Consider the following 26,832-nt stretch of genomic DNA (forward strand, 5'->3'; position numbering starts at 1 on the left):
TAGTGAGTTTTGCGTGTTAAATAGACGTAACTCTATGGTAGCTACTGCTGAACCAGGTCGACCGGACGTCTTCGGGGAGCCCCGAGTGGATCGCACTGCCCAGCTCACCGCCCTACCGGCGGAGCCCGCCATTGCATACGATCCGCCGCCCGCGGCGGATTCACCGCAGGCCAGGGCCGCCCGGGTGCTGACGGACAACTGGACCGGCACCTCCACCGTGCCCTCGCGCCGGCTGTATCCCCACCAGTGGTCCTGGGACTCGGCGTTCATCGCGATCGGCCTCAGGCACGTGTCGCCGCTGCGGGCGCAGACGGAGCTGGAGACGCTGCTGGCCGCCCAGTGGGCCGACGGGCGCGTCCCGCACATCGTCTTCAACCCCTCCGTACCGCTCGACGCGTACTTCCCGAGCCCCGACTTCTGGCGGTCCTCGACCGCGGGACGCGCGGCGGGCGCCCCGCGCACCGTACAGACCTCGGGCATCGTGCAGCCACCGGTGCACGCGCTGGCGGCCTGGCTGGTGCACTGCGCCGACCCGGGGCTGTCCCGGGCCCGCGGCTTCCTGGCCCGGGTCCATCCGCGGCTGGCCGCCTGGCACCGCTATCTGCTGCACCGCCGGGACCTGGGCGGCGGCGGGCTCGCCTCCGTCGTGCACCCCTGGGAACAGGGTATGGACAACAGCCCCTGCTGGGACGCCCCGTTGGCCCGTGTCACGCCCGCCCCGGCCCGCTCCTTCCGCCGTGCCGACCTCGACCACGGGGCGGCCGAGGACCGGCCGACCGATCTCGACTACGGGCGCTACGTGCGGCTCGCCGGGGACTACCGCGACCGTGGATACGCCGACGGGCAGGGCGAGTTCGCCGTGGAGGACCCGGCCTTCAACGCCCTGCTCATCGCCTCGGAGCACGCGCTGGCGCGCATCGCCCACGAGCTGGGGGCCGTCGGCACGGCCCGGCACACGCGCGCGGAACGCCTGACGGCGGCGCTGGTGGAACGGCTGTGGGACCCGACGGAGGGGATGTTCTTCTGCCGTGACGTGCGCGGCGGGGGGCTGATCGAGGAGCGCGGGGTCTCCGGTCTGGTCCCGCTGCTGCTGCCCGGTCTGCCCCACGACATCGCCGCGGCGCTCGTCCGCACGCTCACCGGACCGCACTTCGGCCTGGGCGACACCACCCGGCTCGTGCCGAGTTACGACCTGCTCGGCGAGGCCTTCGACCCGCACCGCTACTGGCGCGGCCCGGCCTGGTTCAACACCAGCTGGCTGCTGGAGCGCGGACTGCGGACGCACGGCGAGTCGGCGCGGGCGGACGCGCTGCGCTCGGCGTTCGTCCGGGCGGCCGACGACACCGGCTTCGCGGAGTACGTCGACCCGTACAGCGGCGAGGCCTGCGGCGCGCTCGGCTTCGGCTGGACCGCCGCACTCACGCTCGATCTGCTGCACCTGCCCCCCGGACACGGCGTGTCCGGCACGGGCACCGACACGTTCGACAGGAGTGACAAGGGAGGGGACCGGGCATGACGGACCGGCATCACCTGCTCGTGCACGGAGCGACGTTCGCCGCCGTGGGCGACCGCGGCGACATCAGCGGCGTACGGGGCGGCAACTCCCCGGACGGGTTATTCGTGCGCGACGCCCGCCACCTCAGCCGCTGGCAGCTGACGGTCGACGGCGCGCTGCCCGAGGCGCTCACCCCGGTCGCGGACGGGGACGCGGCGCGCTGTGTGCTCGTACCGCGCGGTGGTCGGCAGGAGCCGCCCGCCCACACGCTCTTCAGGGAACAGGCCGTCGGTGACAGCTCGTTCGTCGAGTCCCTGCGGGTGACCAACAACCGCCCGGTGCCGACGACCGTGCGCCTGGCGATCACCGCCGACGCGGACTTCACCGACCAGTTCGAACTGCGCTCCGACCACCGCACCTACACCAAGACCGGCGTCGTACGCTCCCGCCAAGTCCTGGACGACGGCGTGGAGTTCAGCTACCGGCGCGGCGAGTGGCGGTCCTGTACGACCATCACGGCCGACCCCGCCCCGGACGGCGTCGAGGAGACCGGCACCGGCGCCCGCCGTCTCGTCTGGACGCTGGACCTCGAACCGCACGGCACCGCGGAGCTGATCCTGCGGGTGATGGCACGCCCGCACGGCGAGAAGCGGGCCCTGCGCGTACCCCGCTCCCCCGCCGCCCTGAACGAACAACTCCTCTCCCTGGAGGGGGAGTTCATGGAAGGCGTCGCCTTCCCGACGGGCTGGCCGGAGCTGGCGGCGGCCTGCGCCCGCGGCCTCGCCGACCTCGCGGCGCTCCAGGTACCGGCCACCGGGCCCGACGGCGAGGACCTGCGGGTACCGGCGGCGGGCGCCCCCTGGTTCCTGACCCTCCTGGGCCGGGACGCCCTCCTCACCTCCCTCTTCGCCCTCCCCTACCGCCCCCGGCTGGCCGCCGCCACGCTCCCCGCGCTCGCCGCCACCCAGGCCGTGGAGACCGGGGCGACCTCGGTGGCGCAGCCCGGCAAGATCGTCCACGAGGTACGACACGGCGAGCTGGCGCACTTCGGCCAGGTGCCGTTCGCCCGCTACTACGGCTCGATCGACGCGACACCGCTGTTCCTCGTCCTGCTCGGCGCCTACGTCGAACGGACCGGGGACACGGCCCTGGCCCGGCGCCTGGAGCCGCACGCCCGCGCGGCCATCGGCTGGATGCTGGACCACGGCGGGCTGACCTCGCGCGGCTACCTGGTCTACCGCGCCGACCGGGGCGGCCTCGCCAACCAGAACTGGAAGGACTCCCCCGGCGCCATCTGCTCGGCCGACGGCACCCGCGCGACCGGCCCGGTGATGGCGGCGGGGGCCCAGGGGTACGCGTACGACGCGCTGCGCCGCACGGCGTGGATCGCACGCACGGTGTGGGAGGACCAGGCCTACGCGGCCCTGCTCGAACAGGCCGCCGCCGATCTGCGCGACCGCTTCCAGCGGGACTTCTGGATGCGGGAGCACTCGTTCCCCGCGCTCGCGCTGGACGGCAACGGCCGGCAGGTGGACGCGCTGGCGTCGGACGCCGGGCACCTGCTGTGGTCGGGTCTCCTGGACAAGGAGTACGGCGAGTTGGTGGGCCGGCGTCTGCTGGAACCGGACTTCTTCTCGGGCTGGGGCGTGCGCACGCTGGCGGCGGGCCAGCCCGCGTACCACCCGCTCTCCTACCACCGCGGCTCGGTCTGGCCGCACGACAACGCGCTGATCACCCTGGGTCTGGCCCGGTACGGCCTGCACGACGAGGCCCGCACGGTCGCGCACGCCCTGGTCGACGCGGCGACCGCGACCGGGCACCGGCTCCCCGAGGTGATCGCGGGCTACGGCCGCGGCACCCACGCCGAGCCGGTTCCCTACCCGCACGCATGCGTACGGGAGTCCCGCTCGGCGGCGGCCCCACTGGCGCTGCTCACTGCGGTCGGGGGCGCCTAGCGGGAGTGTTGACGAGCCGTTTGCCGGGTGTTTGCCCACGGCCCTGAACAGGGGCCGGAGGCGAACCGTACGGGAGGACGGCGGGCCAGGCGGGCCGGGATCTCCGGCCCCGCCCAGCCTCCCCAGCGTGGTCCGCCGCTCCGTCCAACGGGCCTCGCACGGAAGGACCTTCGGGTTGCCTCAGCACACGAGCACGCGCCAGTCACTCAGTACGGCGGGGGAATCCGAGGGCGAGGTCCTGCCGCCGAATCCGACCGAGGCCGGGGCGGAAGGGGCCGAGGTCGCGGAGGTCGCCGCGATCAAGGGGGCCGCAATCAAGGGGGCCCGGGTCGAGCCGGTCCAGGTTGTCGAGGAAGCAGCGGCGGCGGCCGGGGCGGAGAAGACCGAGCCCGGAGGTGTCGGGTCCGACCAGGCCGAGGGCGGCAGGGCTGAGCGGGCCGAGCAGGCCGAGCCGCCTGCGGCGGAGGGCAAGCCCAAAGCCGCGTCGAAGGCCGGAGCCGATGGCGCGCCGGACGCCAAGCCCGAGTCGGAGTCGGAGTCGGACGCCAAGTCCGAAGCCGCCTCGCAAGCCGGTCCCGAGGCCGCGCCGGGCGCCAAGACCGTGTCCGAGTCGGACGCCAAGTCCGAAGCCGATTCGGACGCCTCACCCGAAACCGCGCCGGACGCCAAGTCCGAAATCGCACCGGCTGCCGAGCCCAAATCCGATGCGGACGCCAAGCGCGCAGCCGCGCCAGGCGCTGTCGCGTCCCGGGCCTGGCTCGGGCGGCGGATGTGGCGTGGGTGGCGGGCCAAGCATCCCGCGGCCGCTCGGGTGTTGTCCCTGACCGCGACCTTCCTCTCCGCGCTCCTCGTCTACATCTGTCTGCAGATGCCCAGCACGCTCGGCAACCTGAAGCTCGCGGAGTTCACGCGGCTGCCGGCCGAGGCGATCATGGGCGCGGTGGTGCTGCTGAGCCTGCCGCGCAAGCCGCGGCTCATCGTGTCGGCGCTGACCGGCGCGCTCCTCGGTGTCATCACCGTGCTGAACATGTTCGACATGGGCTTCAACGAGTACCTGGGCCGGCACTTCAACATCATCCTGGACTGGTCGCTGTTCGACGACGCCCGCGCGTACCTGGACGACACGCTCGGCAGGCCGGCCGAACTCGGCCTCAGCCTCGGCGTCGTGGTGCTGGTCTTCCTGCTCGTCACCCTCGTCGCGCTGGCGACCGTACGGCTGAGCAACCAGCTGGTCCGGCACCGGGCCAAGGCCTCCCGGGCCACGCTGATCGTCGGCACGGTCTGGATCACCTGCACCGCGCTCGGCCTGACGGTCGGCGGCATTCCGATCGCCTCGCAGCACACCGCGGGCGTGCTGAAGGTCCAGGCCCGTACCGTGCGCGACACGCTCCGGGACGAGGCGGAGTTCCGGAAGGTCGCCAAGGTGGACGCCTTCGGGAACACGCCGGCCTCCCAGCTGGTCCCGGACCTGCGCGGCAAGGACATGATCTTCACGTTCATCGAGAGCTACGGCCGCAGCGCCGTCGAGGACCCGATCATGGCGCCCGGCGTCGACAAGACGCTCGACGAGCGCACGGCGGCCCTGGAGAAGGCGGGCTTCCACGCCAAGAGCGGCTGGCTGACGTCGGCGACGTACGGCGGCAGCAGCTGGCTCGGCCACTCCACCACCATGTCGGGCCTGTGGATCAGCAACCAGCAGCGCTACCGCACGGTCATGGCCAGCGACCACCTCAGCCTGACGAAGGTCTTCAAGAAGACCGGCGCCTGGAACACGGTCGGTGTGATGCCGGGCGTGCAGAAGGGCTGGCCGGAGCAGAAGTACTACGGCCTCGACAAGGTCTACAACGCCTTCCAGCTCGGCTACCGGGGGCCGAAGTTCAGCTGGTCGACCATGCCCGACCAGTACGCGCTGGAGCAGTTCCAGCAGCGCGTGCACGGCAAGAAGCACGCCAAGCCGATGATGTCCGAACTCATCCTGACCTCCAGCCACCAGCCCTGGGCGCCGATCCCGAAGATGGTCGGCTGGGACCAGCTCGGCGACGGCTCGGTCTTCAAGTCGATCCAGCAGGCGGGCAACAAGCCGGGGGACGTCATCGCCGACACCACCAAGTCCCGTCAGGAGTACGGCAAGTCGATCCAGTACTCGGTGACCGCGCTGACCCAGTGGCTGGAGCGCTACGGCTCCGACGACACCGTGCTCGTGTTCCTCGGCGACCACCAGCCGATCGCCCGGGTCAGCGGCAACCACGCCAGCCGTGACGTGCCGATCTCCATCGTCGCCAAGGACCCGAAGGTCCTCGACAAGATCGCCGGCTGGAACTGGACGGACGGCCTGCGCCCGGCCCACAACGCCCCGGTGTGGAAGATGAGCTCGTTCCGAGACCGCTTCCTCACCGCGTACGGCTCGACCCCGCACCCCAAGAAGGGCTAGCCCAAGCGCGGGCGAGGAAGGCTCAGCCCCCGGACGTGTCCAGTTCCGCGTCCTCGCTCACGCCCGCGCAGTCGTACGGGTCCTTCAGCCACCCGTCGGGCAACACCACCCGGTTGTTGCCCGACGTCCGGCCGCGAGGACCGTCGGCGCCGACCGGCCACGCCTGGTCGAGATCCAGCTCGTCGAGGCCCTCCCCAAGTTCCGCCAGCGACGACGTGATCGCGAGCCGCCCCCGCATCTCGGAGCCGACCGCGAAGCCCTTGAGGTACCAGGCGACGTGCTTGCGGAAGTCGATGACGCCCCGCGCCTCGTCGCCGATCCACTCGCCGAGCAGCGTGGCGTGCCGCACCATGACGTCGGCCACCTCACGCAGCGTCGGCCGCGCGATGGCGTCGGTCCGCCCCTCGAACGCCGCCACGAGATCCGCGAACAGCCACGGCCGGCCCAGGCAGCCCCGGCCCACGACCACCCCGTCGCAGCCGGTCTCGCGCACCATCCGCAACGCGTCCTCGGCCGACCAGATGTCCCCGTTGCCGAGCACGGGAATCTCCGGCACATGCTCCTTGAGCCGCGCGATGGCGTCCCAGTCGGCGGTACCGCCGTAGTGCTGGGAGGCGGTGCGGCCGTGCAGCGCGATGGCGGTGACACCCTCCTCGACGGCGATCCGCCCGGCGTCGAGGTAGGTGATGTGGTCGTCGTCGATGCCCTTGCGCATCTTCATGGTGACCGGGATGTCGCCCGCCCCGCTGACCGCCTCGCGCAGGATGGCCCGCAGCAGGTTGCGCTTGTACGGCAGGGCGGACCCGCCGCCCTTGCGCGTCACCTTGGGCACCGGGCAGCCGAAGTTCAGGTCGATGTGGTCGGCGAGGTCCTCCTCCGCGATCATGCGGACGGCCTTGCCGACGGTCGCCGGGTCGACGCCGTACAGCTGGATCGAGCGCGGCTTCTCGGTCGCGTCGAAGTGGATCAGCTGCATGGTCTTCTCGTTGCGCTCGACCAGCGCCCGGGTCGTGATCATCTCGCTCACGAACAGGCCCTTGCCGCCGCTGAACTCCCGGCACAGGGTGCGGAAGGGTGCGTTCGTGATCCCGGCCATGGGGGCGAGCACGACGGGCGGCCGGACGGTGTGCGGGCCGATCTGCAAGGGGGACTCGGGCGTGGGCATTGCCCCATTGTCGCGTATCAGGGATGATCATGTAGCAGTCATTAGTTAGACGCACTATTGAAATCGGCGTACGATGGAACCCATGCCGGAGCTCAGTCAACGCCGACGTCTGCTCGTTCTCGCCATCTGCTGCATGAGCCTGCTGATCGTGGGCCTGGACGTCACCGTCCTGAACGTGGCCCTGCCCTCGATGCAGCGCGAGCTGCACGCGAGCACCGCGGGCATGCAGTGGACGATCGACGCGTACACCCTGGTCCTCGCCTCGCTGCTGATGCTCGCCGGCTCCACCGCCGACCGCGTCGGCCGCAAGCGCGTCTTCATGACCGGCCTCGTCGTCTTCACCCTCGGCTCGGTGCTGTGCTCGGTCGCCCCCAACCTGGAGGCGCTCATCGTCTTCCGCATGATCCAGGCGGTCGGCGGTTCGATGCTCAACCCGGTCGCCATGTCGATCATCACCAACACCTTCACGGACCCGCGCGAGCGGGCCCGTGCCATCGGCGTGTGGGGCGGCGTCGTCGGCATATCCATGGCCGCCGGCCCGCTGGTCGGCGGCCTGCTCGTGCAGTCGGTCGGCTGGCGCTCGATCTTCTGGATCAACCTGCCGGTGGGCCTGGCCGCCCTGCTGCTCACCCTGCGCTTCGTGCCCGAGTCCCGCGCCCCCCGGGCCCGCCGCCCCGACCCCGTCGGACAGCTCCTGGTCATCGCCCTGTTCGGCTCCCTGACGTACGCGATCATCGAGGCCCCGGACTCCGGCGCCGGCGCGGTCGCCCCGTACGCCGTGCTGGCCCTGGCCGCCCTGCTCGGCCTGCTCCGGTACGAGCCACGGCGTGCTGAACCCCTCATCGACCTGCGCTTCTTCCGTTCGGCGCCGTTCAGCGGGGCCACCGTGATCGCGATCAGCGCGTTCGCGGCACTGGGCGGGTTCCTGTTCCTGTCCACGCTCTACCTGCAGAACGTGCGTGGGCTCGACGCGCTGCACGCGGGCCTGTGGATGCTGCCGATGGCGGCGCCGACCTGTCTGTGCGCGCCGCTGTCCGGGCGGCTGGTCGGCAGCCGGGGGCCGCGGCTGCCGCTGCTGATCGCCGGGTGCGCGATGACCGCGAGCGGCGTGCTGTTCGCGGGGTTCGAGGCCGAGACGTCGAATGCCACGCTCTTCGTCGGCTACGTCCTGTTCGGCATCGGCTTCGGCTTCGTGAACGCGCCGATCACCAACACCGCGGTGTCCGGGATGCCGCGGGCCCAGGCCGGGGTGGCGGCCGCCGTCGCCTCCACCAGCAGGCAGCTCGGGCAGACGCTGGGGGTGGCCGTGGTGGGGGCCGTACTGGCCGCCGGGGTGGGCTCGTCGTCGTACGGGGACGCGTTCGTCGCGGCGGCGCGGCCGGGGTGGTGGATCCTCACGGCGTGCGGCCTGTCCGTACTCGCCGTCGGCGCGGCGACCAGCGGCCGCTGGGCCCGCGGCACCGCCGAGCGGACGGCCGAGCGCCTGGAGTCCCCGGAGGTCAAGCAGTCCCTGGGAACCGCGGCGACCTCACAGCCGCGCGTCGGCTGAACGGCCGCGCTTCCGCCGGGGCCTCCCCCCTCTGTCTCCTTGCGTGGGCGGCACCACCGCGTCCAAATAGCCCACTGCACCGGCCCATAGCAGGCGCAAGCCGGTGATAACGCCTACCGTCGCGAGGGGCGACAGCCCACGCGACGCAGACGGAGACAGGGCCGTAAGGAGACGGGGCATGGCGGAAGGACGACCAGGGGCTCGCAGCGCGAGAAGAGGGCTGAGCCGCACGGCAGGGGCTTGCGCGCTGGCCGCCGGGTTCGCCTTCGTGAGCTGCCCACCCCCCGCCGTGGCGGGTCCGCGACCGGACGGGTCGCGCCCGTGCGCGACGGAGCCCGCTCCCCCGACCGGCAGTGCGACGACTCCGCCGCCGATCACTTCGGGCAGTGACGTGTGGAGCTTCGTCTCCGAGCCGGGCCTTCACCCCCAGCGGGTCACGGTGACCGCGCATGAACCGGGGACGGCCCAGGGCAAGATTTTCGTCGGCCCGTACGCCATCGGCACCGCGGTGTTCGGTCAGACGGGGGCACTGATCTCCGAGAACTCCGGCGATCCGGTCTGGTTCCGCCCCCTGCCCTCCCCCGACCTGCAGAACGCGGACTTCAAGGTTCAGACCTATCACCACCCCAGGACCGGGAAGGCGCAGCCGGTGCTGACCTGGTGGCAGGGATCCATCGCCATTCCGCCCACCTACACCAACCTGCCGGGCGGCGCCCCCGAACCGGGCGGGTGCTACTACATCTACGACGATCACTACCGCCTGCTCAAGACGGTCTTCGCGCATCACGGCTTCTACCCGGACGAGCACGAGTTCCTCCTGACCCGCAGGGGGACCGCACTCTTCATCGCGACCAAGCCGGTCCCCAAGGATCTCCGCCCCTACGGGGGTCCGAAGGACGGGGCCGTCCTGGACAGCGAGATCCAGGAGGTCGACCTGGAGACGGGGAAGCTCGTCTTCTCCTGGGACCTGCTGGAACACCTGGACCCCGCCGATTCCGAGGTGCCGGCCTCCGACGCGGCGACGTCGGGCGGGGTTTGGGACGCCTACCACCTGAACTCGATCGACGAGGGCCCCGACGGGAAGCTGTTGATCTCACTCCGGAACTTCTGGGCGATCTACGACATCTCCAAGAAGACCGGCGGGATCCACTGGCAACTCGGCGGCAAGAAGAGCGACTTCACCTTCGGCCCCCACGCGGACTTCTACTGGCAGCATGACGCACGGTTCGGGCCGGACGGCAGGATCAGCCTGTTCGACGACGGCTGCTGCAACCAGCCGGACGGCACACCGGAACAGGAGTCGCACGGCCTGGTCCTGGACCTGGACGTCGACCGCCGTCGCGCGAGCGCCGCGCGGACGTACTACCACCGGCCACCGCTGTTCTCGGCGTCCCAGGGAAACACCCAGGCCCTGGACAACGGCAACAAGTTCATCGGATGGGGCCAGAGCTCGTACTACTCGGAATACGCCAACGCGGGCAACACGGAGGGCAACGGCTCGGAGAACCTGCTCTACGACGCGAAGCTGCCGGGTTCGAACATCTCGTACCGGGCCTTCCGGAACAAGTGGATCGGCAAGCCCTCCTATCCGCCGAGCGCAGCGGTGAAGACCGACGGCAGGAAGAGAGTCGTCTACGCCTCCTGGAACGGTTCGACGCAGACCAGAGCGTGGCGGGTGCTCGCAGGACCGGACTCCGATTCCCTGTCGGTGGTCGTGCGGCACGCCGAACGGACCGGGTTCGAGACGGCGATCCCGACGGACGCTCCGGGACCGTACTTCCGGGTCGAGGCGTTGGACGAAGAGGGCCACGTCCTCAAGTCCTCCGCCGTCGTGACCCCGACCCGCTGAAGGCTCGCAGCCGCCCCTCACCCCGCGTGAACAGCCCTGCGGGTCAATTCACCTGGTCCGCCCGCGCCAACTCCTGCAGTTGCTCCAGTCGTTGCCGGGACTCCTCGTCCACCGGTACGTACGTCACCATCCGTGCCCCGAAGTCCGGGCTCAGCCACAGGTCCGTGTGCTCCAGGGTGAGCAGGCCGACGTGACGGTTGCTGAAGTACTTGGTCTTGGTGCGGCTGCTGACGACCTCGTACCGCTGCCAGTTCTCCCGGAACTCCGGCGACTGCGCCTGAAGCCGCTTCACCAGCATCTTCCAGGCGGGCTCGCCGAGATGGCCGGCCATCGCGGCGCGCAGCTTCGCGGCCATGAGCCGCATGGTCTCGTCGAGGTGGACGATGGAGGCCCGCCAGTCCGGGTTGGTGTGGACGAGCAGCATGCAGTTGCGGTCCTCGGCCGGCACGGCGTCGAGGTCGCCGAAGAGGCGGCCGTAGGTGCGGTTGTAGGCGAGGATGTCGTACCGGCTGTTCTGGATGCAGGCCGGGATCGGCTCCAGCCGGCGCAGCATCTCGCGCACGGCCGGGGTGACGGTCGGGCAGCTCGCGGCGGGCGTGGGGTCGGCGCAGCCGCCCAGTTGGAAGAGGTGGGCGCGCTCGCCGGCGTCGAGCATGAGGGTGCGGGCCAGCGCGTCCAGGACCTGGACGGAGACCTGGATGTCCCGGGCCTGTTCGAGCCAGGTGTACCAGGTGACGCCGACCGCGGAGAGGTGGGCGACCTCCTCGCGGCGCAGCCCGGGGGTGCGGCGGCGTGGTCCGCGCGGCAGGCCCGCCTGCTCCGGGGAGATCCGCTCACGGCGGCTGCGCAGGAAGGCGGCCAGCTCGTGCCGCCTGATCTCCGAGCCCCGGACCGCGGGGGCGGGTGCCGTGTCGGCCATCGTCGTCATGTCCTCCAGACTGCCGTCGCGCGGACCGTGTTTCCAGGTACTTCTTCTACCAGGATAAGGACACTCTGGTACCAGGCTGAGTGGTGCAACAGGATCGTGACCATGACCGAAACCGTCACTACTGAGACCGTACGGTCCCCGGCCGCGCCACCGGCGCTCGGCGGCCTCGGACTCTTCACCGTCCTGCTGGCCGCGGCCCTCCCTCTCATCGACTTCTTCATCGTCAACGTCGCCCTGCCCACCATCGGCCGGGACCTGCACGCCGGCGAGGCCATCCTCGAACTGGTCGTCGCCGGGTACGGCGTCGCGTACGCCGTCCTGCTCGTCCTCGGCGGGCGGCTCGGCGACCTGTTCGGCCGGCGCCGGCTCTTCCTCGGCGGCATGGCCGCCTTCGGCCTGACCTCGCTCGCCTGCGGGTTGGCGCCGGGTGCCTGGAGTCTGGTCGCGGCGCGGGTCACGCAGGGCGCGTCGGCCGCCGCGATGCTGCCCCAGGTGCTGGCCACCATCCAGGCGACCACCTCGGGTTCGCGGCGCGCCAAGGCCATGAGCCTGTACGGCGCCACGGCGGGCCTGTCCATGGTGGCCGGCCAGATCCTCGGCGGGGTGCTGGTCGCCGCCGACATCGCCGGCACCGGCTGGCGCTCGGTGTTCCTGGTGAACGTGCCAGTGGTGCTCCTCGGCCTGGTGCTGGCCGTCCGGGCCGTCCCCGAGACGCGCTCGCAGCGCCCCGAGCCGGTCGACGGGCCCGGCACGGTCCTGCTCGCGGTGTCCCTGCTCGCGCTGCTCGCCCCGCTCACCGAGGGCCGGGCGGCGGGCTGGCCGCTGTGGACGTGGCTGTCGCTGGCCGCGTTCCCTCTCGCGGCGGCCGCGTTCTACGCGGTGGAGCGCCGGGCCGACCGCACGGGCCGTACCCCGCTCGTCCCGCCGAGCCTGTTCGCGCTGGCTTCGCTGCGCCGGGGGCTGGTCCTGATGGTGCCGTTCTCCATCGGCTTCAGCGGCTTCATGTTCGTCATCGCGGTCGCACTGCAGCGCGGGGCGGGCCTCGGGCCGGTTCCGGCGGGCCTCGCCCTGGCCCCGATGGCCGTCGCGTTCCTGTTCGTCTCGCTCGCCGGGCCACGGCTGGTGGCCCGGTACGGCACCCGCGTGGTCACCGCGGGCTCGCTGATCCAGGGCGTGGGCGTCGCCCTGATCGCGCTGGCCGCCTGGCGCGACTGGCCGGACCTGGGCTTCGTCGACCTGCTGCCCGGTGTGGCGGTCGCGGGCGCCGGGCAGGCGCTCCAGCTTCCCGTGGTGATGCGGCTCGTGCTGTCCGAGGTGCCGGCCGCCCGGGCCGGTGTCGGCAGTGGTGTGATGGTCACCACCCAGCAGTCGGCCCTGGCGCTGGGAGTGGCGACCCTGGGCACCCTCTTCCTGTCCCTCGTCCCGGGCCACGGCATGCGGGACGCCCTCGTCACGACGCTGCTGGTCCAGCTGGCCGGGGTGGTGCTGACCGGCCTGCTCAGCCTGCGGCTGCCGCGGAACATGGGCTGAGGCAGAGCACGGCTTGGCCAACTCGTGGTGAAGAAAACCCTCTTGATGTTGCTCTTGCTGCACACTCCTTGCAGCGCGGAGGGACAGGACTCCCTGGGCGGGGACGCTGGAGGCGTCATGCAACAGATCAACACGAGCAAGGTCAGCCGCTGGGACCAGCACGGGCGGGAACACGTGGTCAGGGTGCGGCGCACGGGCGTGCAGCGCACGATCAGATGTGACACCTGCGGCTGGCGCAAGAGCGCGCAGTTCCTGCCCTGGCTGAAGGCGGAGGAACACCTGGCCGAGGCCCACCAGGCGACGGTGGATCCGGCGGGGGCGCAGTCCTAGACCCCGCCGATGAGTTCGCGGTGCGGCAGGAGTCGTACGGGGGACAGGGAACGCGACGACCGGAGGGCCGGCCGATGACCTCGACCACCGCACTGCACGAGACCCTGCGCCGGTACGTGGACGACGGGACGGTCCCGGGGGCGGTGGGTCTGGTCGCCCGGGGCGAGGACGTCGAGGTGGTGGCCGTCGGCGCGCGGGACGCCGACGGCTCCGCCCCGATGACCCGGGACTCGATCTTCCGTATCGCCTCGATCACCAAGCCGATCGCGGCGGCCGCGGTGCTGATGCTGGTGGAGGAGGGCCGGATCGGGCTCGACGATCCGGTGGACGCGTGGCTGCCGGAACTGTCGAAGCCGATGGTGGTGCGCACGCCGTCGTCCCCCGTGGACGACGTGGTGCCGGCGGCGCGGCCGATCACGGTGGCGGACCTGCTGAGCTCCCGCCCGGGCTGGGGCTTCCCCTCCGACTTCTCGCTGCCCGCCGTCCAGGCCCTGTTCGGGGTCCAGCGCGACGGCCGCGTCCCGCGGTCCTGGCCGGACCCGGACACCTGGGTGGCCGAACTCGCCCGGGTCCCGCTGCTGTACCAGCCGGGCGAGGCCTGGCTGTACGGCACGGCCTCGGACCTCCAGGGCGTGCTGATCGCGCGCGTGTCCGGCCGTACGCTCCCGGAGTTCCTGGCGGAGCGGGTCTTCGGCCCGCTGGGCATGACGGACACGGCGTTCGAGGTCCCGGCGGCGAAACGCGACCGGTTCACGAGCTACTACCGGCCCGCCGACGCGGGCGCCCTGCAACTGGCGGACCCGCCGGACGGCGACTGGAGCCGGATCCCGGCGTTCCCGTCGGGCGGCGGGGGCCTGGTGGCCACGGCCGACGACTGGCTGGCCTTCGCCCGCATGCTGCTGAACGGCGGTGAGGCGAACGGACACCGGCTGCTCACCCCCACCTCGGTGAGCCGCCTGACCACGAACCACCTCACGGCCCGCCAGCGCGAGATCGGCGCCCTGTTCCTGGAGGGCCAGGGCTGGGGCTACGGCGGCCAGGTCGACGTCACCCCGGCCGACCCGTGGAACGTGCCCGGCCGGTACGGCTGGGTCGGCGGCACCGGCACCACGGCCCACCTCGTCCCGCCCACCGGCACGATCACGATCCTGCTGACCCAGGTGGCGATGGAGAACCCGACGCCCACCCCGCTGATGCGCGACTTCTGGCGAGTGACGGCGGGCGCCGCCCAGAATGCGGCAGGCATCGGCTAAGCGCGCAGGCCGCTCAGGATCAGGTCCAGTACGGCCTCGAACTCGGCGTCGACGCCCGGCTGTTCCCACTCCGCGGCATAGCACGGATCGTGGAAGCGGCCCGTGGCGTGGAAGACGGCGCGGGCCGTGGCCGCCGGGTCCGCGGTGGTGAAGACGCCCGCGTCGACGCCCGCCCGGACGATCCGGGTGAGCTGGCCGGTCAGGTCGGTGAGGTGCTCGCCGACCGCGTCGACGTTCTCACCGGCCAGCACGGTGTACGTGGCGAAGAGCTCGGGGTCGTCGCCCGCCTTGCGGCGCTTGGCCTCGAACAGCCCCCTGAGCCAGTCGCGCAGCCGGGCCTCCGGGGCCCGGTCCTGCTCGGCGATCCCGGCCAGCGCCTGCGACGTGCGGTCCAGCCACCGCTTCGTCACCGCCTCCCGCAGCGCGGCCTTCGTACGGAAGTGCCGGTAGACGCTGCCGTGACTGACGCCGAGCGCCCGGGCCACGTCCACCACGGTGGCCTTCGCCGGGCCGTGGCGGCGCAGCACCTCCTCGGTCGCTTCGAGGATGCGCTCGGCGGTCAGGGTCGCGGTGGTCGGTGCCATGACCTAGACCGTACCCGGCGCCGCGGCCGCTACTTGGAGCCGAGGTGGGACATCATCGCGGTCGGGTAGCGGTCGCCCGCCGCCGCGTCCGCGGGGACGGCCGCCTCGATCGCGGTCAGGTCCGCCTCGGTGAGCGTGACGTCCAGCGCGCCCAGCGACTCGGCGAGCCGCTCCCGGGTGCGGGCGCCGACGAGCGGCACGATGTCCTCGCCCCGGGACAGCACCCAGGCGATGGCGACCTGCGCGACGCTGACCCCCTTCTGCTCGGCGATCTCGCGCAGCGCCTCGACGAGGCCGAGGTTGTGCCGGAGGTTGTCGCCCTGGAAGCGGGGCGAGTACGCGCGGAAGTCGCTCGCGGCGAGCTGCCGGTCGCCGCTGAAGTGGCCGGAGATCAGGCCCCGGGAGAGGACTCCGTACGCGGTGATGCCGATGCCCAGCTCCCGGGTGGTCCCCAGGACCGACTCCTCGATGCCGCGCGAGATGAGCGAGTACTCGATCTGCAGGTCCGCGACCGGCGCGGTGGCGGCGGCCCGGCGGATGGTCTCGGCGCCGACCTCGCTCAGGCCGACGTGCCGGACGTACCCCTTCTCGATCAGTTCCGCGATGGCGCCGACCGTCTCCTCGATCGGCACGTCCGGGTCGAGGCGGGCGATCCGGTAGACGTCGATGTGGTCGACGCCCAGGCGCTGCAGCGAGTACGCGGCGAAGTTCTTCACGGCGGCGGGCCGGCCGTCGTAGCCCGCCCAGTCGCCGTCCGGGCCGCGCAGGGCGCCGAACTTGACGCTGACCAGCGCCTGTTCCCGGCGGGCCGCGGGCGCGGTGCGCAACGCCTCGCCGATCAGCAGTTCGTTGTGGCCCATGCCGTAGAAGTCGCCGGTGTCCAGCAGGGTCACGCCGGCCTCCAGGGCGGCGTGGATCGTCGCGATGGATTCGGCCCGGTCCGTGTCGCCGTACAGCGCGGACATGCCCATGCAGCCGAGGCCGAGGGCGAACACCTGGGGGCCGGTGGTTCCGAGAGTGCGGGTGTGCTTCGTCATGCCATCACCCTGACATGACAGATGACAGATTTCAATATCTGTCACTTGTCACCGCCCTCGCGATTTGGTCCAGACCTATTGACGAGAGGTCTGGACCACGAGCACTGTCATGCCTACGACACCTCACCGCACCCCCACCGGGAGGCCCCGTATGCTCCGCCGCACGCTGCGCCTGTTCGCCGCCGCGCTGACCACGGCCTGTCTCGTCCCGCTCTCGGTCGCCGTCGCCCCCGCCGCATCCGCGGCCGACACCTGCGCGGTCAAGTCCCGCCCGTCCGGAAAGGTCCTCCAGGGCTACTGGGAGAACTGGGACGGCTCGTCCAACGGCGTCCACCCGCCCTTCGGCTGGACCCCGATCACCGACTCCCGCATCGCCGCGCACGGTTACAACGTGATCAACGCGGCCTTCCCGGTCATCCGCTCCGACGGCACGGCGCTGTGGGAGGACGGCATGGACAGCGGGGTGAAGGTGGCCACGCCCGCGGAGATGTGCGCGGCCAAGGCCTCCGGGCGGACGATCCTGCTCTCCATCGGCGGGGCGGCGGCCGGCATCGACCTCAGCTCCACCGCCGTGGCGGACAGGTTCGTCTCGACCGTCGTCCCGATCCTGAAGAAGTACAACTTCGACGGCATCGACATCGACATCGAGACGGGCCTGGTCGGCAGCGGCAGCATCACCCAGCTCTCCACGTCCCAGGCCAACCTGATCCGCATCATCGACCGGATCCTGGCCCAGATGCCGTCCAACTTCGGCCTGACGATGGCCCCGGAGACGGCGTACGTCACCGGAGGCAGCATCACCTACGGCTCGATCTGGGGCGCCTACCTGCCGATCGTCAAGAAGTACGCCGACAACGGCCGCCTGTGGTGGCTCAACATGCAGTACTACAACGGCAGCATGTACGGCTGCTCGGGCGACTCCTACTCGGCGGGCACCGTGGCCGGGTTCGTCGCGCAGACGGACTGTCTCGACAAGGGCCTGGTGGTGCAGGGCACGACGATCCGGGTCCCCTACGACAAGCAGGTACCGGGCCTGCCCGCCCAGCCGGGCGCCGGCGGCGGCTACATGGCACCCGGTCCGGTCGCCCAGGCCTGGCGGCACTACGGCAGCTCGCTCAAGGGCCTGATGACCTGGTCGATCAACTGGGACGGCTCGAAGAACTGGACCTTCGGCGACAACGTGAAGTCCCTGCAAGGGCGTTGAGGCGAGCCGAGCGGGGACGCCGGGTTCCGGGGGATCTCAGGGGTGTGCCCTGACACCACGTCAGGGTCCGCCCCGGGGTGGGACCAGGGGACTCCCCGATGCCGCCGGGGTGCCCGTGGCGGCAGCCTGGGGTCATGAAGATCAACGCCGCGAAGCGGCTGTCGACCGTCCGCCGCGGGGCCGCCGGACTCGCCGTCGCCGCCGTGCTCGCCACGACGGCCGTCGGTGCGGCCGGCGCCCCCGCGCTCGCCGCCGACACGCCTGCCGATTCCGTCCCGACGTTCGCCTTCGGCGACTGCCCGGACCTTCCGGCCGGCGTCGACCCGGCCCAGTGGCGCTGCGAAGTCCTCACCGCCACCGGCTCGTTGACCCTCGGCAACCGGACCGTCCCCGCCCTCGCGCCGATGACCATCACCCACGCGGAGGGCCCGCTGCCCGACGGTAGCGCGGGCCAGGTCTTCGGCGCCCTGCGCGCCGCGCCGACCGCCGTACCGGGCGGCCTCCTCGGCATCCCCGGCACGGACCACGGCCGCGCGCTCGCGCTCTCCCTGCGGCCGGAGTACGGCGGCCGGTCCGACTTCTACTCCACCGGCGACAGCCTGGGCCTGTTCACGATGCGCTTCGGCCTCCACGGGCGCCTGCTGCCGAAGGGCTGCACCATAGGCGCCGACACCCCCGTCGAACTCCGCCTGCGGCGGGTGGGCGGCGCCGAGCGGGTCTCGAAGAACCCGCCGATCATCAAGTTCGACGCGTACGACGACACGTTCGGCGTCCCGTCCGCCCAGGGCTGCGGCCCGCTCGGCCGCCTGCTCGACGACCGCCTCGGCCTCCCGGCCGCGACCGGCAACTCCCTCTCGCTCACCGCGTACTACACCTACCGGACGTACGACCAGCTGCCGTCGAGCTGATGCCGGAGCCGACGGCCGGTCACGGCTAGCGCGCGGTCAGCGCCAGCTTGGCCCCGAGGGCCAGGAAGGAACCGGCGAACGTCCGCCGCAGCCACGTCATCACCCTGGGCCGCGAGGTGACGTGGCCGCGGACCGAGGCGGCGAGGATGCCGTACGCGGCGAAGACCACGAAGGTCGCCAGCATGAAGACGCCGCTCAGCGCCAGCATCCGGACGACCGCGTGCGGTTCGTCGGGGCTCACGAACTGGGGCAGGAAGGCGAAGAAGAAGATCGTCAGCTTCGGGTTGAGGATGTTGACGAGGACCCCGCGGACGATCACCCGGCCCGTGGACGCGGGCGCCCTGTCGTCGACGACGATCGCCTCCTTGTCCCGCGCCGTGGCCCAGGCCATGTGGAGGAGGTAGGCGACACCGGCGTACTTGAGGATCTGGAAGGCGGCGGCGCTCGCGTTCAGCAGCGCGGCGACCCCGGTGACGGTGGCGACCACGTGCGGCACGATGCCGAGCGTGCAGGCGAAGGCGGCGACGACGCTCGCGCGGCGGCCGCGGGAGAGCGCGGCGGCGAGGGTGTAGACGACGCCGGTGCCGGGGGTGGCGACGACGACGAGCGTGGTCAGCAGGAAGGCGAGGCTCATGCGGCCAGCCTGCTGACCCGACCGCTCCGCGAACAGGGCCAATCCGGGGCCTTCGTGGGGGACCAATGTCCGGCGGGAACCAGCCCTCCGTTGGACACGATGCGTGACCGCCCGGAGAATGGGAACTGCTGACGAGCAGTCTCCAGGCGGCGCCTGCCGTCGGCCGCGGTGTTCCAGCGCCGCCCCAGGAGGCCGCGATGGTCGTCCGTATCGCCACCTTCAACACCGAGAACCTCTTCCGCCGTCCCTCCGTCTTCCGTCTCTCGAACGCGGCACAGCGGAAGCAAGTCCTGGACGAGTTCGATGCGTTGGTCGCTCTCCTGGACAAGGAGACGTACACGAACAAGGACAAGGACAAGATCTCGGCGCTCATCCTGAAGTACCGGGCGTACAGCAGCGATCCCGAGGACCCGCCGCTGATCCACATCAACCAGAACCGCCCCGGGAAGGAGAGTGGGCTCTTCGACACGCCGCCGCCGGGGACACAGCCGACGGAGCTCCCGATCCGCGCCAAGGGCCGGGGGACGTGGGCCGGCTGGGCCGAACTCGGGCGGGACGACCTGGACATGGCTGCGGTCGGCAACACCGGACGGGTGATCAGAGAAGTCAACGCCGATGTCCTGCTGGTCCCCGAGGTCGAGGACCGGCTCACCCTGGACCGCTTCAACCAGCACGTCCTGGGCCTCGGCTGGCAGCCGTACCCCTTCAACCTGCTGATCGACGGCAATGATCCGCGGAGCATCGACATCGGGATCCTCAGCCGCTTCCCGATCACATCCGTCCGGCCGCACCTCTTCGACCCGAATCCGGCGGACCCGACGAAGCCCCTGTTCAGCCGCGACTGCCCCGAGTACGAGATACGGCTCGGCCAGGAGAGTCTGGTGCTCCTCGGCAACCACCTCAAGAGCAAGTCCGGTGACGACCCGGAGCTGCGCCTGGCCCAGGCGGAGCGGGTCGCGGAGATCTACCGGGCCGCGCTGGACCGCACCCCGAACGCCGTGGTCGCGGGGGACCTCAACGACTTCCCGGACAGCAAACCGGTCGCGGTGCTGCTGGACACCGGTCTGCGCGAGGTGATGAGTCACCCCTCCTACCAGGGTGAGCCCGGCACCCACGGCACCTGCCACCAGACGCGGGACAAGCTCGACTACGTCATGCTGCCGCCCGCGCTGTGGGGGAAGGTGCAGAAGGTGGGCCTGGAGACCCGGGGCATCTTCGCGCACTCGAACCACTTCGAGAGCGTGAAGGCGAAGACCGACGAGGCATCGGACCACGCCGCGCTCTACGTGGACCTGGACCTGTAAACACGACGGTGCCGGGCCCCCGAAGGGACCCGGCACCGAAGAACCGAGCGATCAGCAGCCGAGCAGGCGCCCGGCGAGGTAGCCCTCGATCTGGTCGAGCGACACGCGCTCCTGCTTCATCGAGTCGCGCTCACGGACGGTCACCGCGTTGTCCTCAAGCGTGTCGAAGTCGACGGTGACGCAGTACGGCGTGCCGATCTCGTCCTGACGGCGGTAGCGGCGGCCGATGGCGCCGGCGTCGTCGAACTCGATGTTCCAGTGCTGGCGCAGGGCCTGGGCGAGACCCTTGGCCTTCGGGGACAGCTCCGGGTTGCGGGACAGGGGCAGCACCGCGACCTTCACCGGGGCCAGGCGGTGGTCCAGGCGCAGCACCGTGCGCTTCTCCATCTTGCCCTTGGCGTTCGGCGCCTCGTCCTCGACGTAGGCGTCGAGGAGGAAGGCCAGCATGGTGCGGCCGACACCGGCGGCGGGCTCGATGACGTACGGCGTCCAGCGCTCCCCGGCCTCCTGGTCGAAGTAGGAGAGGTCCTGGCCGGAGGCCTGGCCGTGGGCCGACAGGTCGTAGTCGGTGCGGTTGGCGACACCCTCCAGCTCGCCCCACTCGCTGCCGCCGAACCGGAAGCGGTACTCGATGTCGGCGGTGCGCTTGGAGTAGTGGGAGAGCTTCTCCTTGGGGTGCTCGTACCAGCGCATGTTCTCCTCACGGAGACCCAGGCCCGTGTACCAGGACCAGCGCTGCTCCATCCAGTACTCCTGCCACGTCTCGTCCTCGCCCGGCTTGACGAAGAACTCCATCTCCATCTGCTCGAACTCGCGCGTGCGGAAGATGAAGTTGCCCGGCGTGATCTCGTTGCGGAACGACTTGCCCATCTGGGCGATGCCGAACGGCGGCTTGCGGCGCGAGGTGGTCTGCACCTGGGCGAAGTTGGTGAAGATGCCCTGGGCGGTCTCGGGGCGCAGGTACGCCACGGAGCCGCTGTCCTGGGTCGGGCCGAGGTGCGTCGACAGCAGACCCGAGAACTGCTTGGGCTCGGTGAACTGGCCCTTGTTGCCGCAGTTCGGGCAGTTGATGTCGGCCAGGCCGTTCGCCGGGGCGTGGCCCTTCTTCTCCTCGTAGGCCTCTTCGAGGTGGTCGGCGCGGAACCGCTTGTGACACGAGGTGCACTCGGTCAGCGGGTCCGTGAAGGTGGCGACGTGGCCGGATGCGACCCAGACCTCGGGCGCCAGGATCACGGACGAGTCGATACCGACCACGTCCTCGCGCGACGTCACCATGTAGCGCCACCACTGACGCTTGATGTTCTCCTTGAGCTCGACACCCAGCGGCCCGTAGTCCCAGGCGGCACGCTGGCCGCCGTAGATCTCACTGCAGGGGAATACGAAGCCACGGCGCTTGCTCAGGCTGACGATGGTGTCGATCTTGTCGGCGGCCACGGTGCTCTCTTCATTACGACGACGGCGACGAAGCGAGATGCTTCCAGCGAATGATTCAGGTTACCGGCGCAGGCTCCCCCTCAACCAAATCGGTATCCCTTTAAGGCCTCCCAGGAAGCTTGTTGACAACGGTTTCCGTTTTTGTTGAAAATGAGTGTCATGAACGTACGACGACTCATACCCGCGGCCGCGGCGACCGCGGTCACCGCCCTCGGGCTCGGCACGCTCTCCGCCTGCGCCGACGACAGCGCCGGGGCGGCCCAGACCGACAAGTTCGACGTCGTCGCGTCGTTCTACCCCATGACCTTCCTCGCCGAGCGGATCGGCGGGAGCCACGTCCACGTCACCAATCTCACCTCTCCCGGCCAGGAACCGCACGATCTGGAGCTCAGCCCGCGGCAGATCGTCCGGCTCCAGGAGTCCGACGCGGTGCTCTACCTCAAGGGCCTCCAGCCCTCCGTCGACGACGCGGTGGCCCAGTCCGGGCTCAGGACCCGGGTCGACGCCGCCTCCCTGACCTCGCTGGAGAAGCACGGCACCGAGGTCGGCGGCCACGCGGCCGAGCACGACTCCGGTGAGCACGCATCCGGCGGGCGCGGGGAGGAGGGCGGCAAGGACCCGCACATCTGGCTCGACCCGGTGAAGTACGCCGAGGTCGCCAAGGGCGTCGGCGCGGCCTTCGAGAAGGCGGACCCGGACCACGCCGCCGACTACCGGAAGAACACCGCGGCCCTGGTGAAGCAGCTCGACGACCTGAACACACGCTTCCGGGACGGCCTGGCCGGCACCCGGACCAAGGTCTTCATCACCACGCACGCCGCCTTCGGCTACCTCGCCGAGCGCTACGGCCTCACCGAGGAGGCCATCAACGGCCTCGACCCGGAGTCGGAGCCCAGCGCCGCCCGCGTGCGCGACCTGGAGAAGCTGGCGCGGGCCGACGGCGTCTCCACCGTGTTCTACGAGACGCTCGTCAGCGACGAGACCGCGAAGACCGTCGCACAGGACGCACACCTGAAGACGGACGTCCTCGACCCGATCGAGGGCATCACCGACAAGTCCCGGGGCCGGGACTACTTCTCGGTCCAGGAGGCCAACCTCAAGGCCCTGCGGACCGCCCTGGGCACCAAGTGACCGATACGGAGGACGACGTCATGGGCGAGCCCGTCATATCGATGCGCGGGGTCACCGCGGAGCTGGGCTCGCGCCCGGTCCTGCGCGGCATCGACCTGACCGTGCACCGCGGTGAGGTCGTCGCGCTGCTCGGCGCGAACGGCTCCGGCAAGTCGACCGCGATCCGCAGCGTCATCGGCCAGGTGCCGGTCAGCGGCGGCGAGATCGAGCTGTTCGGCGCCCCGCGCCGGCGCTTTCGCGACTGGGCGCGCGTGGGGTACGTACCGCAGCGCACCACGGCGGCGGGCGGGGTCCCGGCCACGGTCACCGAGATCGTCTCCGCGGGCCGGCTGTCCCGCACCCGCTTCGGCCTCTTCCGCAAGGCCGACCACGCGGCGGTGCACCGGGCCCTGGAGCTGGTCGGCATGGCGGACCGGGCCAAGGACTCGGTGAACGCCCTGTCCGGAGGCCAGCACCAGCGTGTGCTGATCGCCCGTGCCCTGGTCGCCGAGCCCGAGCTGCTGATCATGGACGAGCCGATGGCGGGCGTCGACCTGGCCAGCCAGGAGGTGCTCGCGCGCACCCTGCGCGAGCAGGTCGCGGCCGGTACGACGGTGCTGCTCGTCCTGCACGAACTGGGTCCGCTGGAGCCCCTGATCGACCGGGCGGTCGTGCTGCGCGACGGCTGCGTCCTGCACGACGGCCCGCCCCCGAAGGCGGTGGGCCAGCACGCCCTGCCCGGCCACGACCACGTACATCCGCACGACGCCTCGGGCGCCGAACCGATCCGCACGGGACTGCTGAGCTGATGGACTTCCTGAACTACGCCTTCATGCAGCGGGCGCTCGTCTCCGCCCTCCTGGTCGGCATCACCGCCCCCGCCGTCGGCATCTACCTGGTCCAGCGCCGCCAGGCCCTGATGGGCGACGGCATCGGCCACGTGGCCATGACCGGCGTCGGCCTCGGCTTCCTGCTGTCCACGTCACCGGTGTGGATGGCGACGGCGGTCGCCGTGCTCGGCTCGGTGCTGATGGAGCTGATCCGCTGGTACGGCAAGACCCGCGGCGACATCGCCCTCGCGATGCTCTTCTACGGCGGCATGGCCGGCGGCGTGATGCTGATCAACCTCGCCGGCGGCTCCAACGCGAACCTGTCGTCGTACCTCTTCGGCTCGCTCTCCACCGTGTCGCAGCCCGAGATGACGGCGATCTGCGTCCTCGCGGCCTTCGTCCTGCTGGTCACGCTGGGCCTGCGCCGGCAACTGTTCGCGGTCAGCCAGGACGAGGAGTTCGCGCGGGTGACCGGCCTGCCGGTGCGCGCCCTGAACCTGCTGACGGCCGTCACGGCGGCGGTCACGGTGACCGTCGCGATGCGCGTGGTCGGACTGCTGCTGGTGTCCGCGCTGATGGTGGTGCCGGTGGCGGCGGCCCAGCAGCTCAGCCGCAGCTTCACCGCCACGTTCGCGATCGCGGTCGCCATCGGCGTGACGGTCACCGTCAGCGGCACGATCACCTCGTACTACCAGTACGTGCCGCCCGGCGCGACGATTGTGCTGCTGACCATCGGCGCGTTCCTCGTACTGACGGCACTGGCCACTCCGCTGGCCCGGCGGCGCGCCCGCGCGGCCGCCGCGGCACGGCCCGCCGGAGACCCCGCGGAGTGCTCGATTCCGGCCACCCGGGGGGCCACCGACGAGGTCGGCGTCTGACCGCGTCGGGCCCGGGCTGGCACAATGGCCCGGCAGACGCAGACGCGAGCCGTGCCAGACGAAGGAGGCAACCGGTGACGACCGCTGGACCGCCCGTGAAGGGCCGTGCGACCCGCCAGCGGGCAGCCGTGGCTGCGGCCCTGGACGAGGTCGACGAGTTCCGCAGCGCGCAGGACCTCCACGACATGCTCAAGCACAAGGGCGACTCGGTCGGCCTGACCACGGTCTACCGCACCCTCCAGTCCCTCGCCGACGCCGGCGAGGTCGACGTCCTGCGTACCTCCGACGGCGAGTCCGTCTACCGCCGCTGCTCCACCGGCGAGCACCACCACCATCTCGTCTGCCGCAGCTGCGGCAAGGCCGTCGAGGTCGAGGGTCCCGCGGTGGAGACCTGGGCGGAGGCGATCGCCGCGGAGCACGGCTACGTCAACGTGGCACACACCGTGGAGATCTTCGGCACCTGCGCGGACTGCGCCTGTTCCGGGAGCTGACGCTCAGACCTCTGCCGCTCAGGCCCGGGTCAGATTGCGGTCGAGGATCTCCCGCAGCCGGTCCGCGTCGGCGGGGCTTCGCAGCCCGCGCTTGGGCAGCACGCTGAAGCAGGTGGCGTTCTTCTCGTCGCTGAAGGTGAAGAAGGCGTCCTCGGTCTCCCGGTAGCGCGGCTGGGCGACCCAGTTGACCGACGCCGTGCTGTTGTCGGTGGCCATCGTCATCCCGGCGTCCGTGACGGTCACGCGGTGCACCCCGTTGCGGGCGACGACCTGCATGAGCCGACGGGCCTGCATCCGGGGCACGGAGAGCAGCATGAGCACGGCCAGAGGCAGGTAGAGCAGCAGGAACCAGTCGGCCTTTCCGCCGGTCGCCGCGACCCCCACGCTCAGCACCCAGGTCGCGGCCAGTACGACCAGGGCCGCCTTGCGGATCCGCCCCGACCGGTTGAACCGCCTGCGCTCCCGCAGTGCCGCCACGAAATCCCCCGCGACCGGCTGGTACGCCAGCTCGACCACGCCCTGTTCGGCGTCCCGCCCCATGTCCATGACCATGAGGCGGGATCGTACCGTCAGCTTTCAGCCACGCCCGAAGCAGCGCTCCAGCTCGTCCAGGTCGTAGAACTTGCTGCCCTTCGCGATCGGACGGCAGCCCGCCCTGAAGGCCGTCTCCTTCTCGTTGTAGAGCATGCGGACCAGGTAGCGGCCGTCCTTCTCGTAGACGTCCCACTGGATGTTGGAGCCGAGGGGGGCGACGTCCGCGCCGCGCCAGGCGTTGTCGGCGTAGGTGTACGGCTGCTGCGGGGTGACCGGTTCCGTGCTGCCGGGCAGGCCCATCAGCGCGGCCAGCGGGATGATCTCCTCGGCGTGGGTGAAGCGGAGTTCGGCGCCGAGGGTGCTGGTGCCGGCCCGCTTGGCCTCGACCTGCTTGAAGAGGTCGTCCAGGAGGACGCCGGCCATCTTGTAGGTGATGTCGCTGTCGGCGAAGCCGGGGCCCTTCTCGTAGAAGTCCTCGACGTCGCTCAGGTACCCGAACCAGGCGGCGTCGGAGCGGGAGATGTACGGCTCCATGCCCCAGCCGGCGCCGTCGGGGCTCTCCTCGCTCATGGCGGGCGCGATGGCGTACAGGTTGTAGACGGCCTGGGCGGCCGGGACCTGGTCGGCGATCCGCTCGACGAAGTCCTCCGTGAAGATCCGGCGCAGGACGCTGTGGGCGGCCCGGTGCGTCCGGGGCTGGTCGGTGATCGACTTCAGGGTGTCCGCGAGGCGCTGGTCGTGCGCGATGTAGTCGCGGTACGCCGCGCCGCCCGCCGCCTTGTGGAAGTACAGCAGGTCCTTGTCGGTGCGGGCGGGCCCGATCAGCGGCTTCAGCGCCGGGTCGGCCTCGGCGAGGGCGTCCGTGAACGCGGTGCCGCTGTCGACGGCCCGGCCCTGGCCGGAGCTGACGACGTCGATCTTCTCGCCGTTCGCGGCGATCTTCCCGAACAGGGACGGCAGCCGCTGCTCCATGCGCAGGGCCGTGTCCTTCAGCTCCTGCTTGCCGCGGCCGCTGAGGTTGCCGTGGCCGACCTTGGCCATGGCATCCAGCAGGGCACGCACGCGCGGCCCGAACTCCTCGCCCCTGTGAGTGAGTTGACCCTGCTCCTGGGCCTTGTCCCAGAGCGCGAGGATCAGGTCGCCGTCCTCGCTGTCGGTGGCGGCACGCGAGCCGTGCCGGGAGACGTTCTCGGTGAAGACGGGCGTGTAGCCGGCCGGGGGCCGCTGGTAGGTGCGCGGGTTCTGCCCGGGCGCGTAGGGCGCCTTGGTGCCGTAGGAGTCCCGGTGCGCGGGACCGTCGGACGCGTGGGCCGGCAGCGCGGTGAGCAGCAGGGCGCCGAGGGCGAGGACAGGCGTGAGACGTCTCATGAGTCCCGCATCCTCGGCGGCCCGCGTGAAC

The 26,832-nt window shown here is 71.2% G+C and carries 23 protein-coding genes; 15 read left to right on the plus strand and 8 right to left on the minus strand.

What is annotated here, in order from left to right; genetic code table 11:
• The first annotated feature begins 85 nt into the window (after positions 1-85).
• The 3 genes from IPZ69_RS03875 to IPZ69_RS03885 all read left to right on the plus strand — a co-directional run bounded on the left by IPZ69_RS03875 (position 86) and on the right by IPZ69_RS03885 (position 5,881).
• Positions 86-1,516: an MGH1-like glycoside hydrolase domain-containing protein gene (locus tag IPZ69_RS03875; RefSeq protein WP_235452221.1), complete on the plus strand. Its 1,431-nt coding sequence runs from the start codon at positions 86-88 to the stop codon at positions 1,514-1,516.
• The gene (locus IPZ69_RS03880; protein ID WP_235452222.1) at positions 1,513-3,450 is read left to right on the plus strand and encodes an amylo-alpha-1,6-glucosidase; all 1,938 of its coding nucleotides are present in this window, start codon (positions 1,513-1,515) and stop codon (positions 3,448-3,450) included. The genes IPZ69_RS03875 and IPZ69_RS03880 overlap by 4 nt, the downstream gene beginning before the upstream one ends.
• Positions 3,451-4,219: 769 nt before the next feature.
• Positions 4,220-5,881 carry a CDP-alcohol phosphatidyltransferase gene (locus IPZ69_RS03885; protein WP_374292752.1) on the plus strand — a complete coding sequence of 554 codons (1,662 nt, stop codon included), beginning with the start codon at positions 4,220-4,222 and terminating at the stop codon, positions 5,879-5,881.
• A 22-nt stretch (positions 5,882-5,903) separates the two neighbouring features.
• On the opposite strand, the gene dusB is transcribed toward IPZ69_RS03885, so the two are convergent.
• Positions 5,904-7,046, minus strand: a complete 1,143-nt coding sequence (gene dusB, locus IPZ69_RS03890) for a tRNA dihydrouridine synthase DusB (RefSeq protein WP_235452223.1) — start codon at positions 7,044-7,046, stop codon at positions 5,904-5,906.
• A gap of 82 nt (positions 7,047-7,128) precedes the next feature.
• Between dusB and IPZ69_RS03895 the strand changes: the two genes are divergently transcribed.
• Together IPZ69_RS03895 and IPZ69_RS03900 are read left to right on the plus strand one after the other, a co-directional pair.
• The gene (locus IPZ69_RS03895) at positions 7,129-8,595 is read left to right on the plus strand and encodes an MFS transporter (protein WP_235452224.1); all 1,467 of its coding nucleotides are present in this window, start codon (positions 7,129-7,131) and stop codon (positions 8,593-8,595) included.
• 439 nt (positions 8,596-9,034) lie between these two features.
• Positions 9,035-10,444, plus strand: a complete 1,410-nt coding sequence (locus tag IPZ69_RS03900) for an arylsulfotransferase family protein (protein ID WP_235452225.1) — start codon at positions 9,035-9,037, stop codon at positions 10,442-10,444.
• A 43-nt stretch (positions 10,445-10,487) separates the two neighbouring features.
• Here IPZ69_RS03900 and IPZ69_RS03905 read toward each other — a convergent pair whose 3' ends face one another.
• Positions 10,488-11,372 carry a helix-turn-helix transcriptional regulator gene (locus tag IPZ69_RS03905; protein ID WP_235452226.1) on the minus strand — a complete coding sequence of 295 codons (885 nt, stop codon included), beginning with the start codon at positions 11,370-11,372 and terminating at the stop codon, positions 10,488-10,490.
• A 102-nt stretch (positions 11,373-11,474) separates the two neighbouring features.
• On the opposite strand from IPZ69_RS03905, the gene IPZ69_RS03910 reads away from it, so the two are divergent.
• From IPZ69_RS03910 to IPZ69_RS03920, 3 genes are all read left to right on the plus strand, one after another.
• A complete protein-coding gene (locus tag IPZ69_RS03910) occupies positions 11,475-12,902 on the plus strand; it encodes an MFS transporter (protein ID WP_235452227.1) in 1,428 nt (475 codons plus the stop codon).
• A 117-nt stretch (positions 12,903-13,019) separates the two neighbouring features.
• The gene (locus IPZ69_RS03915) at positions 13,020-13,232 is read left to right on the plus strand and encodes a hypothetical protein (RefSeq protein WP_235452228.1); all 213 of its coding nucleotides are present in this window, start codon (positions 13,020-13,022) and stop codon (positions 13,230-13,232) included.
• Positions 13,233-13,306: 74 nt separating this feature from the next.
• The gene (locus IPZ69_RS03920) at positions 13,307-14,485 is read left to right on the plus strand and encodes a serine hydrolase domain-containing protein (RefSeq protein WP_235452229.1); all 1,179 of its coding nucleotides are present in this window, start codon (positions 13,307-13,309) and stop codon (positions 14,483-14,485) included.
• Here IPZ69_RS03920 and IPZ69_RS03925 read toward each other — a convergent pair.
• The gene (locus IPZ69_RS03925) at positions 14,482-15,069 is read right to left on the minus strand and encodes a TetR family transcriptional regulator (protein WP_235452230.1); all 588 of its coding nucleotides are present in this window, start codon (positions 15,067-15,069) and stop codon (positions 14,482-14,484) included. The two genes, IPZ69_RS03920 and IPZ69_RS03925, sit on opposite strands and share 4 nt — an antisense overlap.
• 29 nt (positions 15,070-15,098) lie before the next feature.
• On the minus strand, positions 15,099-16,106 hold the full coding sequence (locus tag IPZ69_RS03930) for an aldo/keto reductase (RefSeq protein WP_235452231.1): 1,008 nt from the start codon (positions 16,104-16,106) through the stop codon (positions 15,099-15,101).
• A 151-nt stretch (positions 16,107-16,257) separates the two neighbouring features.
• On the opposite strand from IPZ69_RS03930, the gene IPZ69_RS03935 reads away from it, so the two are divergent.
• Both IPZ69_RS03935 and IPZ69_RS03940 read left to right on the plus strand, forming a co-directional pair.
• Complete coding sequence (locus IPZ69_RS03935) at positions 16,258-17,310, plus strand: chitinase (RefSeq protein WP_235452232.1); 1,053 nt, start codon at positions 16,258-16,260, stop codon at positions 17,308-17,310.
• A 134-nt stretch (positions 17,311-17,444) separates the two neighbouring features.
• Positions 17,445-18,218: a hypothetical protein gene (locus tag IPZ69_RS03940; RefSeq protein WP_235452233.1), complete on the plus strand. Its 774-nt coding sequence runs from the start codon at positions 17,445-17,447 to the stop codon at positions 18,216-18,218.
• Positions 18,219-18,243: 25 nt separating this feature from the next.
• Here IPZ69_RS03940 and IPZ69_RS03945 read toward each other — a convergent pair whose 3' ends face one another.
• Entirely contained in the window at positions 18,244-18,852 is a 609-nt protein-coding gene (locus IPZ69_RS03945) for a LysE family translocator (RefSeq protein WP_235452234.1), read from the minus strand.
• 197 nt (positions 18,853-19,049) lie between these two features.
• Here IPZ69_RS03945 and IPZ69_RS03950 point away from each other — a divergent pair, with 197 nt between their 5' ends.
• Positions 19,050-20,156 carry an endonuclease/exonuclease/phosphatase family protein gene (locus IPZ69_RS03950; RefSeq protein WP_235452235.1) on the plus strand — a complete coding sequence of 369 codons (1,107 nt, stop codon included), beginning with the start codon at positions 19,050-19,052 and terminating at the stop codon, positions 20,154-20,156.
• Between the two features lie 51 nt (positions 20,157-20,207).
• Here the strand turns inward: IPZ69_RS03950 and IPZ69_RS03955 are convergent, their stop codons facing one another.
• On the minus strand, positions 20,208-21,590 hold the full coding sequence (locus tag IPZ69_RS03955) for a glycine--tRNA ligase (protein WP_235452236.1): 1,383 nt from the start codon (positions 21,588-21,590) through the stop codon (positions 20,208-20,210).
• 159 nt (positions 21,591-21,749) lie between these two features.
• Between IPZ69_RS03955 and IPZ69_RS03960 the strand changes: the two genes are divergently transcribed.
• From IPZ69_RS03960 to IPZ69_RS03975, 4 genes are all read left to right on the plus strand, one after another.
• A complete protein-coding gene (locus IPZ69_RS03960; RefSeq protein WP_235452237.1) occupies positions 21,750-22,721 on the plus strand; it encodes a metal ABC transporter solute-binding protein, Zn/Mn family in 972 nt (323 codons plus the stop codon).
• Positions 22,722-22,741: 20 nt separating this feature from the next.
• Complete coding sequence (locus tag IPZ69_RS03965) at positions 22,742-23,509, plus strand: metal ABC transporter ATP-binding protein (RefSeq protein ID WP_235452238.1); 768 nt, start codon at positions 22,742-22,744, stop codon at positions 23,507-23,509.
• Positions 23,509-24,408 carry a metal ABC transporter permease gene (locus IPZ69_RS03970; protein WP_235452239.1) on the plus strand — a complete coding sequence of 300 codons (900 nt, stop codon included), beginning with the start codon at positions 23,509-23,511 and terminating at the stop codon, positions 24,406-24,408. The genes IPZ69_RS03965 and IPZ69_RS03970 overlap by 1 nt, the downstream gene beginning before the upstream one ends.
• 74 nt (positions 24,409-24,482) lie before the next feature.
• Positions 24,483-24,899, plus strand: a complete 417-nt coding sequence (locus IPZ69_RS03975) for a Fur family transcriptional regulator (RefSeq protein WP_235452240.1) — start codon at positions 24,483-24,485, stop codon at positions 24,897-24,899.
• Positions 24,900-24,917: 18 nt separating this feature from the next.
• Here IPZ69_RS03975 and IPZ69_RS03980 read toward each other — a convergent pair whose 3' ends face one another.
• On the minus strand, positions 24,918-25,451 hold the full coding sequence (locus tag IPZ69_RS03980; protein ID WP_235452241.1) for a YcxB family protein: 534 nt from the start codon (positions 25,449-25,451) through the stop codon (positions 24,918-24,920).
• A 24-nt stretch (positions 25,452-25,475) separates the two neighbouring features.
• On the minus strand, positions 25,476-26,801 hold the full coding sequence (locus IPZ69_RS03985; RefSeq protein WP_235452243.1) for a histidine-type phosphatase: 1,326 nt from the start codon (positions 26,799-26,801) through the stop codon (positions 25,476-25,478).
• Positions 26,802-26,832: the final 31 nt, after the last annotated feature.

It is taken from the genome of Streptomyces olivochromogenes (genome assembly GCF_021538895.1).
Lineage (GTDB): Bacteria > Actinomycetota > Actinomycetes > Streptomycetales > Streptomycetaceae > Streptomyces > Streptomyces olivochromogenes_A.

Coding starts and splice junctions, on each gene's coding strand:
- IPZ69_RS03880 (WP_235452222.1), top strand. CDS start 1,513: ATGACGGACCGGCATCACCTGCTCGTGCACGGAGCGACGTTCGCCGCC.
- IPZ69_RS03885 (WP_374292752.1), top strand. CDS start 4,220: ATGTGGCGTGGGTGGCGGGCCAAGCATCCCGCGGCCGCTCGGGTGTTG.
- dusB (WP_235452223.1), bottom strand. CDS start 7,046: ATGCCCACGCCCGAGTCCCCCTTGCAGATCGGCCCGCACACCGTCCGG.
- IPZ69_RS03895 (WP_235452224.1), top strand. CDS start 7,129: ATGCCGGAGCTCAGTCAACGCCGACGTCTGCTCGTTCTCGCCATCTGC.
- IPZ69_RS03905 (WP_235452226.1), bottom strand. CDS start 11,372: ATGACGACGATGGCCGACACGGCACCCGCCCCCGCGGTCCGGGGCTCG.
- IPZ69_RS03910 (WP_235452227.1), top strand. CDS start 11,475: ATGACCGAAACCGTCACTACTGAGACCGTACGGTCCCCGGCCGCGCCA.
- IPZ69_RS03915 (WP_235452228.1), top strand. CDS start 13,020: ATGCAACAGATCAACACGAGCAAGGTCAGCCGCTGGGACCAGCACGGG.
- IPZ69_RS03920 (WP_235452229.1), top strand. CDS start 13,307: ATGACCTCGACCACCGCACTGCACGAGACCCTGCGCCGGTACGTGGAC.
- IPZ69_RS03925 (WP_235452230.1), bottom strand. CDS start 15,069: ATGGCACCGACCACCGCGACCCTGACCGCCGAGCGCATCCTCGAAGCG.
- IPZ69_RS03930 (WP_235452231.1), bottom strand. CDS start 16,106: ATGACGAAGCACACCCGCACTCTCGGAACCACCGGCCCCCAGGTGTTC.
- IPZ69_RS03935 (WP_235452232.1), top strand. CDS start 16,258: ATGCTCCGCCGCACGCTGCGCCTGTTCGCCGCCGCGCTGACCACGGCC.
- IPZ69_RS03940 (WP_235452233.1), top strand. CDS start 17,445: ATGAAGATCAACGCCGCGAAGCGGCTGTCGACCGTCCGCCGCGGGGCC.
- IPZ69_RS03945 (WP_235452234.1), bottom strand. CDS start 18,852: ATGAGCCTCGCCTTCCTGCTGACCACGCTCGTCGTCGTCGCCACCCCC.
- IPZ69_RS03950 (WP_235452235.1), top strand. CDS start 19,050: ATGGTCGTCCGTATCGCCACCTTCAACACCGAGAACCTCTTCCGCCGT.
- IPZ69_RS03960 (WP_235452237.1), top strand. CDS start 21,750: ATGAACGTACGACGACTCATACCCGCGGCCGCGGCGACCGCGGTCACC.
- IPZ69_RS03965 (WP_235452238.1), top strand. CDS start 22,742: ATGGGCGAGCCCGTCATATCGATGCGCGGGGTCACCGCGGAGCTGGGC.
- IPZ69_RS03970 (WP_235452239.1), top strand. CDS start 23,509: ATGGACTTCCTGAACTACGCCTTCATGCAGCGGGCGCTCGTCTCCGCC.
- IPZ69_RS03980 (WP_235452241.1), bottom strand. CDS start 25,451: ATGGTCATGGACATGGGGCGGGACGCCGAACAGGGCGTGGTCGAGCTG.
- IPZ69_RS03985 (WP_235452243.1), bottom strand. CDS start 26,801: ATGAGACGTCTCACGCCTGTCCTCGCCCTCGGCGCCCTGCTGCTCACC.